The sequence below is a fragment of the Proteus vulgaris genome (assembly GCF_011045815.1).
GTDB classification, from domain to species: Bacteria; Pseudomonadota; Gammaproteobacteria; order Enterobacterales; family Enterobacteriaceae; genus Proteus; species Proteus vulgaris_B.
Window position 1 is genome coordinate 1,344,081 of record NZ_CP047344.1, and the last position, 18,343, is coordinate 1,362,423.

The following is an 18,343-nucleotide window of genomic DNA, read 5'->3' on the forward strand; positions in this document are numbered from 1 at the left end:
CATGATACTGAAATCCCCTGTTAAGCACTAATAATTTCTCTCATTTCGAACAGGCTAACCATATTCTTCACTAATAAATTGTTTAATATATGAGTTTTTTTAATAAATACGTTCGATTTATCACGGAATTAATAATTTAAAATCATCATAATTAGATTTATTTATAAACTCATAAGGGATCAGTTCGATGATGAAAAAAACATTGCTTGCCAGTCTATTAGCCGTAGTTAGTGGTTCTGTTTTTGCCTTACCTAATGTCACCATTTTAGCGACTGGTGGTACCATCGCTGGTGGTGGTGATTCAGCAACAACATCAAGCTATACAGCGGGTAAATTAGGTATCGATACGCTAATTAATGCCGTACCTGAGGCTAAAAAAATCGCTAATTTAAAAGGCGAGCAAGTCGTTAACATTGGTTCTCAAGATATGAATGACCAAGTATGGCTTAAGCTGGCTAATAAAATTAATGCAGATTGTGATAAAACGGACGGATTTGTTATCACTCATGGTACTGACACCATGGAAGAGACGGCTTACTTTTTGGATTTAACAACAGCCTGTAAAAAACCAGTTGTTATGGTTGGTGCAATGCGTCCTGCAACTGCATTAGGTGCTGAAGGTCCTTTAAATCTTTTTAATGCAGTTGTGATTGCCAGTGATAAAGCCTCTGAAAATCGTGGTGTGTTAGTCACTATGAATAATGCGGTTATCGGCGGTAAAGATGTCGTGAAAATGAATACGACTGAAGTACAAGCATTCCAGCCGGTTAATGCAGGTGCTCAAGGTTACGTACACAACGGCAAGGTACATTATTATACTGCGGCATTACCTCGTGCTGATAAGCCTGCATTTGATATCAGTAAACTGACTGAATTACCAAAAGTGGGTATTGTTTATAACTACTCAAACGCCTCTAATTTACCAGCAAAAGCCTTTATTGATGATGGTTACAAAGGTATTGTCAGCGCCGGTGTTGGTAATGGTAACTTATATACTGATATTTTTGATACTTTAGCTGATGGCGCTAAAAAAGGTGTCGCAATTGTTCGTTCAAGTCGTGTACCTGTTGGTTTCACGACACAAAATGGCGAAGTCGATGACGCAAAATATGGTTTTGTGGCATCAGAACGCCTGAACCCACAAAAAGCAAGAGTATTATTACAATTATCACTCACACAAACTCAAGATCCTGCTAAGATCCAAGAAAATTTTGAAAAGTATTAATTTAAAATAACTTGAATAATAACAAGGCCTCATTAAAGAGGCTTTGTTATTTTTAGCAATAAAATCAGGCTAATTTTTTTTGGTTCGAGAGACGACTATTTGTGCTGTAAAGAAAGCAATTAGTGGAGTTACTGCAAAAATAATAAATAACCAATGTGCTGCATTTTGTGCTCCCTCCAATCCCCCTGGCTCGGTCAAACCTGCCATATTAACGACAGTACCTGAAATCGAAGCACCAACTGCGGCTGAAAATAATTGAATCGTCGTAATTGATGTCGCTGCTTTTTGAGCCTCTTGCCCCTGAGAGACATGTAGTACACGGGTTAAATAATGAGGCCAAGCCATACCAATTCCTGCACCAGTAAAAAAGAGTGCTACACAAATAACGACAATTTGCCCATAAGGTAATGTGACGTTATTGGATATAAATAAACCAAGGATCACTATGGCAGAAAAATTAATCATAGGGCCAAAGCGCATTAAGCGTTGAGCAGTATATTGTTGGCTAGATGAAGAAATAATCGCAGAGAAAGACCAGCCAGCGCCTACTAATGCTGCTAAATAACCAGAAAGTAATGGGGTAATATTATGAATAGTCTGTAAAAAATAGGGCACAAAAACTTCGGTTTGTACACTGATACCTAATAATGCCATGGTGAGATAAATAGGGGCTAAAGGTGCAGAAAAAGAGAATGTCCCTTTAGGAAATAAGCCATCATTTGATTTTTTATCTATGTGTATTAAAAGTAAAATAAAGATAATAGCAAAGAAAAATGATAATACGTGATACAACGTGATGTTATAAAGACTGCCGATTGAAATAGATAACACAGCAACCATTAATAGAAAAAGTTGCTGATAGGGTAAAGGCGATTTGGCGATGATATTATCAGCATTATTTTCAGTAGGAAGAATAGTAAATAATAAAATAGCATAAGGAATGCCTACGAATAAAATAGACCAAAATGCACCGCGCCAAATATCATATTCTGCAAATACTCCACCTAATGCAGGGCCTAACAGTGTTGATATTCCCCACATACTTGACATTAATGCCATAGCTCTAGACCAAAGTGGCTGTGGAAACATCACTCTAACTAGAGAATAAGCTAGTGCAAGCAACATGCCGCCACCCGCCCCTTGAATAAATCGGCCTAACAGCAATATCTGCATAGAAGGTGCTGTTGCACAGATAACGGAACCGATTAAAAAACAAAGCGTAGCAATCATGTAACTATTACGAGGTGCAAATTTGCTCAACAAACGAGACGTCAACGCGGAAAAAAGAATAGAGGCTAAAATAAAAACAGTCGTATTCCATGCATATAAATTGAGCCCACCTATATCTCGGACAACTGAAGGTAGTGTTGTTATCGTGATATAAACATTAATTGCATGTAATGCAACGCCTCCTGCTAAAGCTAGCGATTTTAGACTATTTTGTCCATGAAGAAGCATTCCCCAGCTTGCTTCTTCTTTTTTATTCACACTCCCCGACATAAAACACTCCTAATCGTTATTTTTACGCACTGCGTATTATGCGTTAGCTCACAATAATCATTGCGCCAATTTAACGAGAATGATACAACCGATAAAGGTCATTTTGTAAAAACATATTCAGATAGGGTGAATTTGAATGAGTCAGGTATATAACTTTAGTGCAGGTCCGGCTATGTTACCGGCAGAAGTCCTTCGTCGTGCAGAATTAGAATTATGCAATTGGCATGAACTTGGGCGCTCGGTCATGGAAATCAGCCACCGCAGTAAAGAGTTTCTTGAAGTTGCTCATCAGGCAGAGCAAGATCTTCGTGATCTTCTCAATGTGCCAGAAAACTACAAAATTCTTTTTTGCCATGGTGGAGCGCGAGGCCACTTTGCAGCTTTACCTCTCAACTTATTAGGTGAGAAGACAACGGCTGACTATATTGATGGTGGCTATTGGGCGAAAAGCGCGGCTGAGGAAGCTGAAAAATATTGTTCGCCAAATATCATTAAAATTAAAACAGAAATTGATGGTAAAATTGGTGTTAAACCAATGAAAGAATGGCAATTAAGTGATGATGCTGCTTATGTACATTATTGCCCAAATGAAACTATTGATGGTATCGCCATTCATGAAGAACCCAATTTTGATGACAACAAAATTGTTATTGCAGACTACTCATCTTCTATTTTATCCCAACCACTAGATGTTAGTCGCTTTGGTGTAATTTATGCTGGCGCACAAAAGAATATTGGCCCTGCAGGTTTAACCATCGTTATTATTCGTGAAGATCTATTAGGTAAAGCTCGTAAAGAAACACCATCAGTGTTTGATTATACTGTGCTCGCTGAAAATGACTCAATGTTTAATACACCACCTACTTTTGCTTGGTATTTATCAGGTATGGTCTTTAAATGGCTAAAAGAGCAGGGTGGTTTGCAAGAAATGGCAAAACGTAACTACGAAAAAGCGACGCTTCTTTATAGTGCTATTGATAACAGTGATTTTTATATCAACCGTATTGCAACAGAAAATCGCTCATTAATGAATGTACCTTTCCAAATGTCTTCTCCCGAATTAGATTCAGTCTTCTTAAAAGAAGCAGAAGCACAAGGCTTAGTCGCATTAAAAGGTCATCGTGTATCAGGTGGTATGCGTGCATCGATTTATAACGCAATGCCATTAGCTGGTGTTCAAGCATTAGTTGATTTTATGGCTGATTTTGAGCGTCGCCACGCATAATTGATACATTATATGTTTAGGAAGCCTATGTAAAAGTGGGTTTCCTTTTATCCAAAGATGTTGATAATGACAATCAAATTATCCCAGTACTAAAAATAAATAAAAATAATAAGTACCTAAGTCGTTTTCTTATTTTTTTGATTAAACCGTATCCCATCTTATTTTATTTGTTTATCGGAGTTCTTACCTGTTTATGGAATCGTTGACATTACAGCCTATTGCTCATATTGAAGGCACTATTAACTTACCAGGTTCAAAAAGTGTCTCTAATCGTGCGTTATTATTAGCCGCTTTAGCTAAAGGTAAAACACGTTTAACAAATCTATTAGATAGTGATGATATTCGTCATATGCTAAATGCATTAAAAGCATTAGGTGTGGAGTATCAATTATCAAATAACAATACAGTCTGTGATATAGAGGGTTTAGGTGGTGAATTTAAAACTAATTCACCATTAGAACTCTTCTTAGGTAATGCTGGTACAGCAATGCGTCCATTGGCAGCCGCATTAAGTTTAGGCTCGCATGATATTGTATTGACGGGTGAGCCACGAATGAAAGAGCGTCCAATAGGGCACTTAGTTGACGCTTTACGCCAAGGTGGAGCGAGTATCGATTATCTCGAACAAACGGATTATCCACCTATTCGTTTACGTGGAGGTTTTAAGGGGGGAAATGTAGAAGTCGATGGCAGTGTTTCAAGCCAATTTTTGACCGCCTTATTAATGACCGCTCCATTAGCTGAGCAAGATACAACTATTACAATTAAAGGTGAGCTAGTATCAAAACCGTATATCGATATTACCTTAGCATTGATTAATACCTTTGGTGGCAAGATTGAAAATCAAGATTATCAACAATTTGTTGTGAAAGGCGGCCAACAATATCAATCACCTGAAAAATACCTTGTAGAAGGAGATGCATCATCAGCATCTTATTTCTTAGCAGCCGCGGCAATTAAAGGTGGAACAGTCCGAGTGACAGGTATTGGCAAAAATAGTTTGCAAGGCGATATTCATTTTGCTTCTGTACTTGAAAAAATGGGAGCGAAAATACGTTGGGGCGATGATTATATTGAATGTGAACGTGGTTCGTTAAAAGGCATCGATATGGATATGAATACTATTCCTGATGCAGCAATGACCATTGCTACTACAGCACTGTTTGCAAAAGGTGATACTGTTATTCGTAATATCTATAACTGGCGAGTAAAAGAGACCGACCGATTGGCTGCAATGGCTGCAGAGTTGCAAAAAGTGGGTGCAATTGTAGAAGAAGGGCATGATTATTTAAAAGTAACGCCACCACAGCAGTTAACAACTGCAAATATCAAAACTTATAACGATCATCGTATTGCTATGTGTTTTTCGCTGGTGGCATTGTCTGACACACCTATTACTATTCTTGATCCAGGTTGTACAGCCAAAACATTCCCAGATTATTTTGATAAGTTAGAAACGCTTTCTCAGCATCATGGTTAATATCCATTGTATTTAATAAAAACCAGTCAAATTTAAATCAGTTAAATCGGCAGTGTTGGACTTTTAAAAGCACAATATTGCCGATTTTTTATTATGTTCAGATAAAGTTTTCTAAAAAATAACCTATCTATAAAAAATTATATTAAATAAATCTCTTTGGCCTTTATCTGCTTGTTTCTTCCTATACATTGTATGCGTATAATGACGCGCATACATTAATACTGTTTTTCTCTGTTTGAATTCAATGTCTATTATATCAATGTAATAAAGCATCAAATACAGAAACACAGTGCCCATGAAAAGGAGAAACTCATGGCGGTTATCGTCCCTGTTATAACTGTTGATGGGCCTAGCGGAGCAGGTAAAGGAACATTATGCCAAGCATTAGCGAAAGCGTTTGGCTGGCACTTACTTGACTCTGGCGCTATTTACCGTGTGTTGGCATTAGCTGCTTTACACCACCATGTTGATATTACTTCTGAAGATGCATTAGTACCTCTAGCAGCAAATTTAGATGTATGTTTTGTTCCTAATGAGAATGGCTTAAGTGTTATTCTCGAAGGTGAAGACGTGTCGAATGAAATTCGTACTGAAACAGTTGGGAACACGGCCTCACAAGCAGCAACTTTTCCTCGTGTAAGAGAAGCATTATTGCGTCGTCAGCGAGCATTCCGTACAGAACCTGGTCTTATTGCTGATGGGCGAGATATGGGAACGATAGTTTTCCCTGATGCTCAAGTGAAAATTTTTCTTGAAGCCAGCGCAGAAGAACGAGCGCGTCGTCGCATGTTACAGTTGCAGGAAAAGGGCTTTAATGTTAACTTTGAGCGCCTTTTATCCGAGATAAAAGAACGCGATCACCGTGACCGGAATCGCGCTGTTGCGCCACTTGTTGCAGCGAAAGATGCATTAATTCTCGATTCTACAAGTTTGTCTATCGACGAAGTTATTGAAAAATCGTTAACTTATGCTAAAAAAAATCTGCAATTATCAGCGTAATTAATTTTTATTTCGTTTATACTAGGCAATTATCAAAATCGGGTTGACGTGTTAATGAAAACACAATAATGCCCGATGACCTTGTCACAAAGGATGTAACGAGGTATGTGAAACAACCCCATTCGGCCGGATGCTAAATGGACGTTAATTAAATTTACTTGAAGATCATTAACATGACAGAATCTTTTGCTCAACTCTTTGAAGAATCCCTAAAAACAATCGAAACTCGTCCTGGCGCTATCGTTCGCGGCGTTGTAGTTGCTATCGATAAAGACGTTGTTCTGGTTGATGCAGGTCTGAAATCAGAATCTGCTATTCCTGTAGAACAATTCAAAAACGCTCAAGGCGAATTAGAAATCCAAGTGGGCGACGAAATTGATGTTGCTCTGGACGCGGTTGAAGATGGCTTCGGTGAAACCGTTCTGTCTCGTGAGAAAGCTAAACGTCACGAAGCGTGGCTGATGCTGGAAAAAGCTTACGAAGAAAACGAAACTGTTGTTGGTATCATCAACGGTAAAGTTAAAGGTGGTTTCACTGTTGAACTGAACGGCATTCGTGCATTCTTACCAGGTTCACTGGTAGACGTTCGCCCAGTTCGCGATACAACTCATCTGGAAAACAAAGAGCTTGAGTTCAAAGTCATCAAATTAGACCAAAAACGTAACAACGTTGTTGTGTCTCGTCGTGCGGTTATCGAATCTGAAAACAGCGCAGAACGCGATCAGTTATTAGAAAACCTGCAAGAAGGCATGGAAGTTAAAGGTATCGTTAAGAACCTTACTGACTACGGTGCATTCGTTGATCTGGGCGGTGTTGACGGCTTACTGCACATCACTGACATGGCTTGGAAACGTGTTAAACACCCAAGCGAAATTGTCAATGTTGGCGACGAAATCACTGTTAAAGTCCTGAAATTCGACCGTGAACGTACTCGCGTATCATTAGGTCTGAAACAACTGGGCGAAGATCCATGGGTAGCTATCGCTAAACGTTATCCAGAAGGTACTAGACTGACTGGTCGTGTAACTAATCTGACTGATTACGGCTGCTTCGTAGAAATCGAAGAAGGCGTTGAAGGTCTGGTACACGTTTCTGAAATGGATTGGACTAACAAAAACATTCACCCATCTAAAGTTGTTAACGTTGGTGATGTTGTTGAAGTTATGGTTCTTGACATCGATGAAGAACGTCGCCGTATTTCACTGGGTCTGAAACAGTGCAAATCTAACCCATGGCAGCAGTTCGCAGAAACTCACAACAAGAACGACCGTGTTGAAGGTAAAATCAAGTCTATCACTGACTTCGGTATCTTCATCGGTTTAGACGGCGGTATCGACGGTCTGGTTCACTTATCTGACATTTCTTGGAATGTTGCAGGTGAAGAAGCAGTTCGTGAATACAAAAAAGGCGACGAAATCGCTGCTGTAGTTCTGCAAGTTGATGCTGAACGTGAACGTATCTCACTGGGCGTTAAACAATTATCAGAAGATCCATTCAATAATTACCTGTCTGCTCACAAAAAAGGTGCTATTGTTTCTGGTAAAGTAACTGCTGTTGACGCTAAAGGCGCAACTGTAGAATTAGCTGACGGTGTTGAAGGTTACCTGCGTGCTTCTGAAGCTTCACGTGACCGCGTTGAAGATGCAACTCTGGTTCTGAATGTTGGCGAAGCTGTTGAAGCTAAATACACTGGCGTTGACCGTAAAAACCGCGTTATCAACTTATCTGTTCGTGCTAAAGACGAAGCAGACGAGAAAGACGCTATCGCTTCTGTAAACAACAAAGAAGAAGTTGGTTTTTCAAACAACGCTATGGCTGAAGCTTTCAAAGCAGCTAAAGGCGAATAATTTAAGTTATTAACGGAGGCAACGTTAATCGTTGCCTATATATCGGTAGTTTAGGGAGGTAATATGACCAAGTCTGAGTTAATCGAGAGACTTGCAGGCCTACAATCTCATCTTTCGGCTAAGACGGTTGAAGAAGCTGTAAAAGAAATGCTTGATCATATGGCTGATACTTTAGCTGATGGTGAGCGTATCGAAGTCCGCGGATTCGGCAGTTTTTCTCTACACTACCGTGCGCCGCGTACGGGTCGTAACCCGAAAACTGGTGATAAAGTAGATCTGGAAGGTAAATACGTTCCACACTTTAAGCCAGGCAAAGAGTTACGTGACCGTGTAAATATTTATACGGAATAATAACTCCTGTCGAAATGGCACGATGTTAGTTAACTTTCTCAAAAACGGTGCTTCGGTGCCGTTTTTTATTATCTTTTATTTGTGTTGATTATTTTTGATTACTTCCATACGTTAGTTTTTGATTGTTAGTCCTTTACTTCATTTACCATATCTGCTTATTGTCCTTTTCGTTCTCCTTTTTATTCTCTTTCTTACTTTTCTTTGTATTACTTTATTGTACTTTGCTCGTTATTTCTTGATTTAATTATCACAATTGTTGACTTGTTTTGTTTTTTTCGAGTTTCTTCTCAAAATATAATGTATGCGACAATAAAGAATTTTCTTTTTATAACGAAGTACGAAAAAATGTTCTAAAGAGCTACCTTTAATAAAAATATAACTTCATGATATTTAGAGATGCTTATGAAGGGATGCAAAAATGATTCTATTGAGAGGAATAATAAGTGTTTTGAGGTCAAAAATATTATCAATAAAACAACACTTCTTTTATTCAAAATATTTTAAACAATTTTACTTTACAACACTGAGTTTAGATAGTATTGCTTTGGCAATATTATTAGGTTGTTTACCTTTATTATTTCAGCATACGCTTTTTAGTTTAACTACTTATTATATTGTAATTATTATTGCAGTATTTTTATTACTTATTCCTTTTTCATTAATTCGTTTCTTAGCATTATTTTTATTTTTCTGGGGTTATTCTAATCTTATAGCATACTCTTTGATGGTAAGAACAGTTCAACTTGTTGATAATATTGTGTCATTTGAAACAAATATTGTTGAATATCGTCAATTATCAGATGGTAATCTTATTATCAAAATTCCCGTTCCCAAAGAGACATTTTTTTCATCTTCTATTTACGCTAACGTATATTGGAGAAACCCACCTAAAAATATTGAAGTAGGGCAAATTTGGAAATTTAAAATCCAATTCAAAGCTGTACACAGCTATTTAAATGATGGGGGATTTGATAGCCAAAAATATGCAGTTTCTAAGAAAGAAACCTTAGCGGGGAAAGTGATGTCAGCTACATTCGTTTATGCTGATATTTCGCTACGTACTCAATTTATTCATTCACTTTTAACCTATTGGCAAACAGCAAAAAATAAAGGTGAGATTATTGCGTTAGTTTTAGGTGATAAACGCGATATAGAGTATGAAAAAAAAGATCTTTATATGAAAACGGGAGTTGCACATCTTATTGTTATATCGGGATTACATATTGGATTAGCCGCGCTTGTAGGGTGGGTTATAGCAAGGGGTATTCAGTTCTTATTTCCTATTAAATGGATAAATACACAATTTCCATTGTTAATGGCTTGGGGATGTGGTGTATTTTATGCAACTTTATCGGGCTGGGGAATACCTGCAACAAGAGCTGTTATCGGATTAAGTGTTTGGGTTATTTTACATTGGCAAAGCCGGTTATTTCTGCCTTGGCAATGGGCTCTCTGGAGCGCTGCTCTTATTTTGATTATTGAGCCACTATCGATACTTTCAGTCAGTTTTTGGCTTTCGTTTTCAGCTGTATTTGCCATTATTTTTTGGTATTGGATGTATCCATTAAAAGCTAAATATAATTATCAAAAACGGTGGTTTATTTTAAGGCTAATGCACTTACAATTTGGATTGTTGATTATTTTATTACCTTTTCAACTTTATTTATTCAGTGGTGCTAATTTTTTTAGTTTTATCGTTAATTTATGGGCAGTTCCTATTATTTCATTTATTACCGTACCGTTAATAATACTTGGATTATTGACATCTTTTTTCTCATTTTTACAACCAATAATTTGGCACTGGGTTGATCTTTCTATTAATCTTGCTTTTTGGTGTGCTCCTTTATTTTTACCTTATTGGCAAGATAGTGGTGCTATTCCTTTTTTATTAGGGTTTCTCGGGGTTGGTATTATTTTAATTATAAAAATGTCATGGTGGCGCCATCATTTTATTTTGCTTATTGCTAGTGGTATTCTTTTATATTGCGAATTCACTACTTTCTCACGATATCAATGGCGTATGACTATGCTAGATGTTGGTCATGGTTTAGCTATTATTCTTGAAAAAGACAGAGAAGCGATTATTTATGACACAGGAATACGTTGGAAAAGTGGTGGTTCAATTGCAAAAAGTGTCATTATTCCTTATTTAAAATATCATCGACTTAATCCAGTGGCATTAATAATCAGCCATGATCATTTAGATCATACAGGTGGTATTAATGATTTAATGATGGCTTATCCTAATTTAACACTTCGTAGTAGTTTTGATAATTCTTCACATTTACCCTGTTTACAGGGGGGATCATGGCAATGGAAAGGGATTAAGTTTGATGCATTATGGCCACCCAATAAAGCTCTTTCACCTAAAAATAATCAATCATGTGTGATCAATGTAAGTGATGGTAAACATAATATACTGTTGACAGGTGACATTGAAAAAGAGGCAGAAATCCAATTAATAAGGTCAAAAAAACACCAGTTAAGTGCTGATATTTTGCAGGTTCCTCATCATGGTAGCCAAACATCGTCCACATTGGCGTTTATTCAAACAGTGTCGCCCAAATTTGCACTCGTTTCTGCCGCTCGTTATAGCCTTTGGCGTTTACCTTCTGATAAAGTACACCTTCGTTATAAAAAAGAAGCTATTAATTGGCTAACAACCTCTATTAGTGGGCAGATATCGATCGAGTTTAATCAAGACAATATTGATGTATTTACCTATAGACGAGATATTTTACCTCGTTGGTATCATCAGTGGTTTGGTGTTTTGACGTTTCCCGAGTAGAATGACCGGCTAATTATTAAAAGTTTGGTAATATATATGAATGATATAGACCTATCAACGTGGCAAACATTCCGACGCTTATGGCCGATGATTCGGATTTTCAAAGCGGGTTTGATCGCTGCAGCAATTGCATTAATCGTCAATGCGGGTGTGGATGCATTTATGATTTCTTTATTAAAACCACTGCTTGATGAAGGTTTTGGTAAAGCAAGTAATGACGTATTAAAATGGATGCCGATTGCTGTTATTGGACTGATAGTTCTGCGTGGTATATCTAACTTTATTTCAAGTTACTGCCTTTCTTGGGTATCTGGGAAAGTTGTAATGAATATGCGTCGCCGACTATTTTCCCATATTATGGGAATGCCGGTGAGCTTTTTTGACCAGCAATCAACAGGAACTTTGCTTTCTCGTATTACATATGATTCAGAGCAAGTTGCTTCTTCTTCATCAGGTGCATTAATTACAGTTGTTCGTGAAGGTGCTTACATTATCGGGCTCTTTGGCTTGATGTTTTACTATAGTTGGCAATTATCTATGATCCTCATTGTTATTGCCCCTATTGTTGCCATTGTTATTCGTTTGGTATCAACACGTTTTAGAACGATCAGTAAACGTATTCAAAATAGTATGGGACAAGTAACAACTAGTGCTGAACAGATGCTGAAAGGGCATAAAGAAGTGCTTATTTTTAATGGACAAGAAGTCGAGAATAAGCGCTTTAATCATGTGAGTAACCATATTCGTCGTCAAGGTATGCGTATGGTTGTTGCATCGTCAATTTCAGATCCTATTATTCAATTAATTGCTTCCTTCGCATTAGCATTTGTTCTATACGCGGCGAGTTTCCCTGACATTATGGATACATTAACCGCAGGTACAATCACTGTTGTTTTCTCATCAATGGTTGCATTAATGCGCCCATTGAAATCATTGACGAATGTAAATGCTCAGTTCCAAAGAGGTATGGCGGCTTGTCAGACCTTATTTGCTATTCTCGATATGGAACAAGAGAAAGATACTGGTAAGCTAGAATTGAAAAAACCAACGGGTGATATTGAATTCCGTAATGTGACTTTCCAATATGTGACAAAAGATACACCTGCCTTGAAAAATATGTCATTTACTATTCCAGCAGGAAAAACTGTTGCATTAGTGGGGCGTTCTGGTTCCGGTAAGTCAACAATAGCTAATCTGATCACACGTTTTTATGATATCAATGAAGGACAAATATTGATTAATGGTCATGATATTCGTGAATACACATTGAAATCTTTACGTAATCAAGTTGCTCTTGTTTCTCAAAATGTTCACTTATTTAATGAAACAGTAGCAAACAATATTGTTTATGCGTGTGAAGACCAATACAGTCGTGACGATATCGAAAAAGCAGCCAAAATGGCACATGCAATGGACTTTATTAATAAAATGGATAAAGGCCTAGATACTGAAATTGGTGAAAATGGTGTTCTGCTTTCGGGGGGACAGCGTCAACGTATCGCGATAGCAAGGGCTTTACTACGTGACTCACCAATTCTTATCCTTGATGAAGCTACATCGGCACTTGATACAGAATCAGAACGAGCTATTCAATCTGCACTTGATGAACTGCAAAAAAATAGAACCTCTTTAGTAATTGCTCACCGCCTATCAACCATTGAAAAAGCAGATGAAATTTTAGTTATTGAAGATGGTGAAATTGTTGAACGTGGCTCACACATTGATTTAATCGATCAAAAAGGTGTTTATGCCCAACTTCACAGGATGCAATTTGGTAAATGATTGAACGGATTTGGTCTGGTAAATCTTGGTTTTATTTCCTCTTACTTCCATTTTCATGGTTGTACGGTGCAATTACTCTATTAAGGCGCTTTGCATATCAAAAAGGATGGTTGTCATCATGGAAAGCTTCTGTTCCTGTTGTAGTTGTTGGTAACTTAACAGCAGGTGGTAATGGCAAAACACCGGTTGTTATATGGCTCGTTGAGCAATTAATACAGCAAGGATTTAAACCAGGCATTGTTTCCCGTGGTTATGGCGGAAAATCAGATCATTATCCATTACTGCTGACATCAGAGACCACACCTGCAATGGCAGGTGATGAACCTGTGTTAATTTATCATCGAACAGGTGCACCCGTTGCGGTTGCACCTAATCGACGAGATGCAGTAAAAGCCTTATTAGCGCAACATGAACTTGATGTAATTATCACTGATGATGGCTTACAGCATTATGCACTACAGCGTGATTATGAAATTGTTGTTATTGATGGGCAGCGTCGATTTGGTAATGGCTGGTGGCTTCCTGCTGGTCCTATGCGGGAACGAGCGAGTCGCTTACATTCAGTTGATACAATTATCGTTAATGGTGGTTTAAGCCAAGATAATGAGATAGCTATGGTTTTAGCGGGTGATATTGTGGTGAACCTTAAAACAGGTGAGAAAAAGCCAGTTCAACAGATCGCTAAAGCGGTAGCAATAGCCGGAATTGGTCATCCCCCTCGTTTTTTTAATTCTTTGCGTGAAAAAGGAATTGAATTAATTTCAATTAAAGCATTTAGTGATCATAGTGATTACAGTGCCAAAGAATTACAAGATTTAACACCTTTCAATGAAACGCTTATTATGACAGAAAAAGATGCTGTTAAATGTCAGCATTTTGCTCAAGATAATTGGTGGTATTTGCCAGTCAGTGCTGAATTAAATAGTCAATCGGTGCTAAAACAAGTCAGCAATTTAATTTACGGCTCGAAAAAAACTTGTATCTGATCTGAAACAATGATATTTATAGTGGAAATCAGGATAGCGTTACATAAAAGATTACCTACCCACAGTTGCATATCGCTTTTGTCGTAGTTCAATTTAACTCGCCAATACCCTATCTACTCAAAAGCCTTGTGTGGAGATTTTGTGGATCTTTAATGTAGACGTAATATTTTTATGCTGTGAATGCAATTGGCTTTGCGCCTAATGGATTGTAGAAACTATTTTGAATGGTGATTATTAATCCTTATATATGATTATTTTATTTATAGGTGCACAATAAAATATCTTCCTCATGTCATCTTTTTGTCATGTTGATACTGTAAATATTGAGCCTTAGAATATTCATTAAGCTTAGCTATCACGGTTTTGAACATTTATATTAAATAATAAAATGCACTACTTAAATTAATGTGTTCAGAATTTAATTGGGGTTTTATATAAGAAGACATAATAAAAAGTAGGATGCATTAGTATAGAAAAATAAAAACTATACGAAGAACAAAAGGAGTTTATCTATCATGACATTACAATTAAGAATGGGTCGCGTAAAATGGTTTGACAATAACAAAGGTTATGGTCTTATTGTTGCAAGAGACATTGAACAAGAAGTTTATGTCAATAAAAAAGCGATTGCCAATACAAAAAACAAAGCATTAACAGAAGGTCAAGATGTTGAATTTTCTGTTATCAGAACAGCCGCTGGCCTAGAAGCCGCTGATGTTATCGGATTTTAAATAAGGTTTACCTTGTTGATGATGTAGTTGAAACGATAGTTTAACACTGAGATTGAATTATCGTTTATACCTATTTTGGGGCAGGTAAGGTCAAATAGCTTACTACCAAGCCGAATAAGTAATATAAAAGAGTTATAACGTTAATTAGAATGCAATAAAGATAATAAAAAGGTTAAATTATTATCAATAAAAGCGGAATGTAATTCTTTATTAATGATGTTGCAGACTCAACGATAAAAAGCCACATTAATGTGGCTTTTTTGTTGCCTATAGTAAAAAAGAAAATAATAAATTTATTAATAACTAAAATAATTTTCGAATTATCACTAAACGAGAGGCTTTGAGTATTAACGCAGATCCTTCCTTATGATATCCTTTTGCTATATAAAATGATTAACCCTTGAGAGGGACAAAATGGATCACCGCTTACTTGAAATTATTGCTTGTCCAGTTTGCCACGGCAAACTTATCTTTGATAAAGAAAATTCAGAGCTTATCTGCAAAATTGATCATTTAGCTTATCCTGTTCGTGACAATATCCCCGTTCTTCTGGAGAATGAAGCAAGAGAATTATCACTAGAAGAGGAAAAGTAACTTCATGTTCACGGTCATAATCCCTGGTCGATATGCATCGACCCGCTTACCGGGTAAACCCCTCGCGGATATTCACGGTAAGCCAATGATTGTTCGTGTTATGGAACAGGCTATGCGTTCTGGTGCAAACCGTGTCATTGTCGCAACCGACAACTTAGATGTTGTTGCCGCTGTGGAAAAAGCGGGTGGGGAAGCATGTATGACCCGAGAAGATCACCATTCGGGTACAGAACGTTTAGCTGAAGTCATTGAAAAATACCAATTTGCAGATGACGAGATAATCGTTAACGTACAAGGTGATGAGCCTCTTATTCCTCCCGCAATTATTACTCAAGTTGCTGAAAATTTGGCAAATTGTGGTGCTGGAATGGCAACATTAGCAGTGCCTATTGTTGATTCAAAAGAAGCTTTTAATCCTAACGCCGTGAAAGTGGTGATGGATGCAAAAGGTTTTGCACTTTATTTTTCTCGTGCAACCATTCCTTGGGAAAGAGACCGTTTTAACTTATCACACGATGAAATTGGTGAGCATTACTTACGCCATATTGGGATTTATGCTTATCGCGCAGGTTTTATACGTCGATATATTACTTGGGAACCGAGCCCATTAGAATCTATTGAAATGTTAGAGCAACTGCGAGTATTGTGGTATGGCGAAAAAATCCATGTTGCAAAAGCATTAGAAGTTCCTGGCGTGGGTGTTGATACTCAAGATGATCTTGTCGCAGCCAGAGCTGCATATCGAGCACTTAACCAAGAGTTCTGATCTTTTAACGGACACAAATAAATTTCAACGGCACTTAAATTAAGTGCCGTTTTTGTATCAGTCGGTAATGATATTTTTTAATTATTGGTTTTCTTTTTTATCTGATTGATGACTTTCATTTTCAGGAATAGTGACTGGTTGTCCTGCTGGTTTTACTGATTGCCACATTGAGCCTAAAAACTCATACCATGCACGTTCACTATGTTGAAAATAGGTTGCTGAAGGGAAATATTTCTCCCAAGGATGTAATGGCGAAGTGATAGCCAATTGGTTAGCTGGTGCAACGATAGGTTTCATGCCTCTAGCTAAAAAGAAACGTTCGGCGCGTGCTAAATGGTTAGCGGACGTCACAAGTAAAAATGGTTTCTTACCAATTAATTTATCAACTTCATAGGCTTCTTCTTCAGTATCTTTCGGTGTTGATAATGCGATAGTTCTTTCAGGAGGTACACCTAAAGATTGTGCTACCTGAGCTGCCACCTCTGCACTACTTATTTGATTAACACCTGCACCACCTGTAAAAATCAGTGTTGAATTAGGATTGCGATAATAGAGTCTTACACCTTCAGCAACACGAAATAAACTATTATTAAGAAGATTAGAACTGGGGGCCCAATCTGGGTTATAAGTAAATCCACCACCCAAAACAACAATGTAGTTCACATCTTGTTGTGAATTTTCTCGTAATTCATAACGAGCTTGATACTCTTTTTCACTTGGCATTAATAATGTATCAGCAACAGGCTGTATGCCTAAAAGCATCAATAAAATAAGAACAACAGTAAGTAGGCTTTTTCCTGTTTTTTGCCAACGAGTAAACCAAAGCAGAGCTAAGGCAAAAAAGGCGATTAATAAGAGTAAAGGCAAGGGCATTAAAAAACCTGCAACATACTTTTTGAGCAAAAACAGCATAAATCATCCTAAATTGAGTGAAATACATGCAATTGATAGAGAAAGCTTAGTGAAAACTAGGGGATCACAGAGGCATTGTGTCAAAATAGTCGGTACAACAACGTTTCACTAAATTTTAATCAATAGAAATAAAGAACCGTTAAATTATTTATAAGACGATAAACGTTCGAACATTAATTTTTTATTAATAAGCGTTATATTTATACTGCGCTTTGCGAATAATCTGATTCATGGCTTATTTCTTTAGAGAAAACAGTCAGTATCATAGAACACTGGTAAAATTGCCGTCTTAATTTTATGTACAGTGTCTCATATTTTTTGAATTTATCAGAATGCAAAGAGCGCAAGTAGCAAGTTGTTATCATGAGGCGTTTTAATGTCAGATCGTAATTTTGACGATATTGCAGATAAATTCTCCCGCAATATCTATGGCACAACAAAGGGTAAAATTCGCCAAGCAGTGATTTGGGAAGATTTACAACAATTATTAACCCTTCTGCCTAATCGCACTTTGCGTATTTTAGATGCCGGAGGTGGAGAAGGGTATTTTTCTCGCCAATTGGCTAAATTAGGACACCAAATTATCTTATGTGATTTATCACAAGAGATGCTTAATCGCGCACAAGAAGCGGCGATTGATGAAGGTGTTGCTGAGAACATGACGTTTATTTGTTGTGCAGCTCAAGAGATTAAAGAGCATATAGATGAAAGAGTTGACTTAATCCTATTTCATGCCGTATTGGAGTGGATCACGGATCAGAAAGACGCCGTAAATGTTCTTACCGATATGCTACTACCTAATGGTATCTTATCGCTGATGTTTTACAATGCGAATGGCATTGTTATGAGAAATGCGATATTGGGGAATTTTCATCTGGCAAATCCCGGAATTCCTCGAAGAAGAAAAAAATCATTATCGCCTCAAAACCCATTGCAACCTGAAGATGTTTATCAATGGCTGACAGAATTCTCAATGATAATATTAGGAAAAACGGGAGTTCGTGTTTTTCATGATTATTTACAAAGTCGCCAGTTGCAAAATAAAGATTTTCCATCGTTGCTTGCGTTAGAGCAACGTTATTGTCGGCAAGAGCCCTATATCAGTCTGGGGCGTTACATTCATGTCATGGCACAAAAGCGTGTAAATTAAGGATGTA

The 18,343-nt window shown here is 37.4% G+C and carries 15 protein-coding genes; 13 read left to right on the forward strand and 2 right to left on the reverse strand.

The window, feature by feature from the left end; translation table 11 throughout:
• Positions 1-187: 187 nt before the first annotated feature.
• The gene (ansB, locus tag GTH24_RS06135; protein WP_206535555.1) at positions 188-1,225 is read left to right on the forward strand and encodes an L-asparaginase 2; all 1,038 of its coding nucleotides are present in this window, start codon (positions 188-190) and stop codon (positions 1,223-1,225) included.
• Between the two features lie 69 nt (positions 1,226-1,294).
• Here the strand turns inward: ansB and GTH24_RS06140 are convergent, their stop codons facing one another.
• The gene (locus tag GTH24_RS06140; RefSeq protein WP_164526074.1) at positions 1,295-2,725 is read right to left on the reverse strand and encodes an MFS transporter; all 1,431 of its coding nucleotides are present in this window, start codon (positions 2,723-2,725) and stop codon (positions 1,295-1,297) included.
• Positions 2,726-2,861: 136 nt separating this feature from the next.
• Between GTH24_RS06140 and serC the strand changes: the two genes are divergently transcribed.
• The 11 genes from serC (at position 2,862) to kdsB (ending at position 16,274) form a co-directional block, all read left to right on the forward strand.
• Positions 2,862-3,950 (forward strand): 3-phosphoserine/phosphohydroxythreonine transaminase, encoded by a 1,089-nt coding sequence (gene serC / locus GTH24_RS06145; RefSeq protein ID WP_072069676.1) that lies wholly within the window; start codon positions 2,862-2,864, stop codon positions 3,948-3,950.
• 193 nt (positions 3,951-4,143) lie between these two features.
• On the forward strand, positions 4,144-5,430 hold the full coding sequence (gene aroA, locus GTH24_RS06150; protein WP_072069675.1) for a 3-phosphoshikimate 1-carboxyvinyltransferase: 1,287 nt from the start codon (positions 4,144-4,146) through the stop codon (positions 5,428-5,430).
• Between the two features lie 312 nt (positions 5,431-5,742).
• Positions 5,743-6,429, forward strand: a complete 687-nt coding sequence (gene cmk / locus GTH24_RS06155; RefSeq protein ID WP_072069674.1) for a (d)CMP kinase — start codon at positions 5,743-5,745, stop codon at positions 6,427-6,429.
• A 173-nt stretch (positions 6,430-6,602) separates the two neighbouring features.
• Positions 6,603-8,276, forward strand: a complete 1,674-nt coding sequence (rpsA, locus tag GTH24_RS06160; protein ID WP_036938108.1) for a 30S ribosomal protein S1 — start codon at positions 6,603-6,605, stop codon at positions 8,274-8,276.
• A 63-nt stretch (positions 8,277-8,339) separates the two neighbouring features.
• Positions 8,340-8,627, forward strand: a complete 288-nt coding sequence (gene ihfB, locus GTH24_RS06165) for an integration host factor subunit beta (protein WP_006537420.1) — start codon at positions 8,340-8,342, stop codon at positions 8,625-8,627.
• A gap of 724 nt (positions 8,628-9,351) precedes the next feature.
• A complete protein-coding gene (locus tag GTH24_RS06170; RefSeq protein ID WP_241254037.1) occupies positions 9,352-11,415 on the forward strand; it encodes a DNA internalization-related competence protein ComEC/Rec2 in 2,064 nt (687 codons plus the stop codon).
• A 36-nt stretch (positions 11,416-11,451) separates the two neighbouring features.
• Entirely contained in the window at positions 11,452-13,197 is a 1,746-nt protein-coding gene (gene msbA, locus GTH24_RS06175) for a lipid A ABC transporter ATP-binding protein/permease MsbA (RefSeq protein ID WP_072069672.1), read from the forward strand.
• A complete protein-coding gene (gene lpxK, locus GTH24_RS06180) occupies positions 13,194-14,183 on the forward strand; it encodes a tetraacyldisaccharide 4'-kinase (RefSeq protein ID WP_164526076.1) in 990 nt (329 codons plus the stop codon). Before msbA ends, lpxK begins: the two co-directional genes overlap by 4 nt.
• Before the next feature lie 515 nt (positions 14,184-14,698).
• Positions 14,699-14,914 carry a cold-shock protein gene (locus tag GTH24_RS06185; protein WP_023581324.1) on the forward strand — a complete coding sequence of 72 codons (216 nt, stop codon included), beginning with the start codon at positions 14,699-14,701 and terminating at the stop codon, positions 14,912-14,914.
• 414 nt (positions 14,915-15,328) lie between these two features.
• Positions 15,329-15,508 (forward strand): Trm112 family protein, encoded by a 180-nt coding sequence (locus GTH24_RS06190; protein WP_004244593.1) that lies wholly within the window; start codon positions 15,329-15,331, stop codon positions 15,506-15,508.
• Between the two features lie 4 nt (positions 15,509-15,512).
• Positions 15,513-16,274 (forward strand): 3-deoxy-manno-octulosonate cytidylyltransferase, encoded by a 762-nt coding sequence (gene kdsB / locus GTH24_RS06195; RefSeq protein ID WP_072069670.1) that lies wholly within the window; start codon positions 15,513-15,515, stop codon positions 16,272-16,274.
• An 81-nt stretch (positions 16,275-16,355) separates the two neighbouring features.
• Here the strand turns inward: kdsB and elyC are convergent, their stop codons facing one another.
• On the reverse strand, positions 16,356-17,186 hold the full coding sequence (elyC, locus tag GTH24_RS06200; RefSeq protein WP_164526077.1) for an envelope biogenesis factor ElyC: 831 nt from the start codon (positions 17,184-17,186) through the stop codon (positions 16,356-16,358).
• A gap of 376 nt (positions 17,187-17,562) precedes the next feature.
• On the opposite strand from elyC, the gene cmoM reads away from it, so the two are divergent.
• Positions 17,563-18,336 (forward strand): tRNA uridine 5-oxyacetic acid(34) methyltransferase CmoM, encoded by a 774-nt coding sequence (gene cmoM, locus GTH24_RS06205; RefSeq protein ID WP_164526078.1) that lies wholly within the window; start codon positions 17,563-17,565, stop codon positions 18,334-18,336.
• Positions 18,337-18,343: the final 7 nt, after the last annotated feature.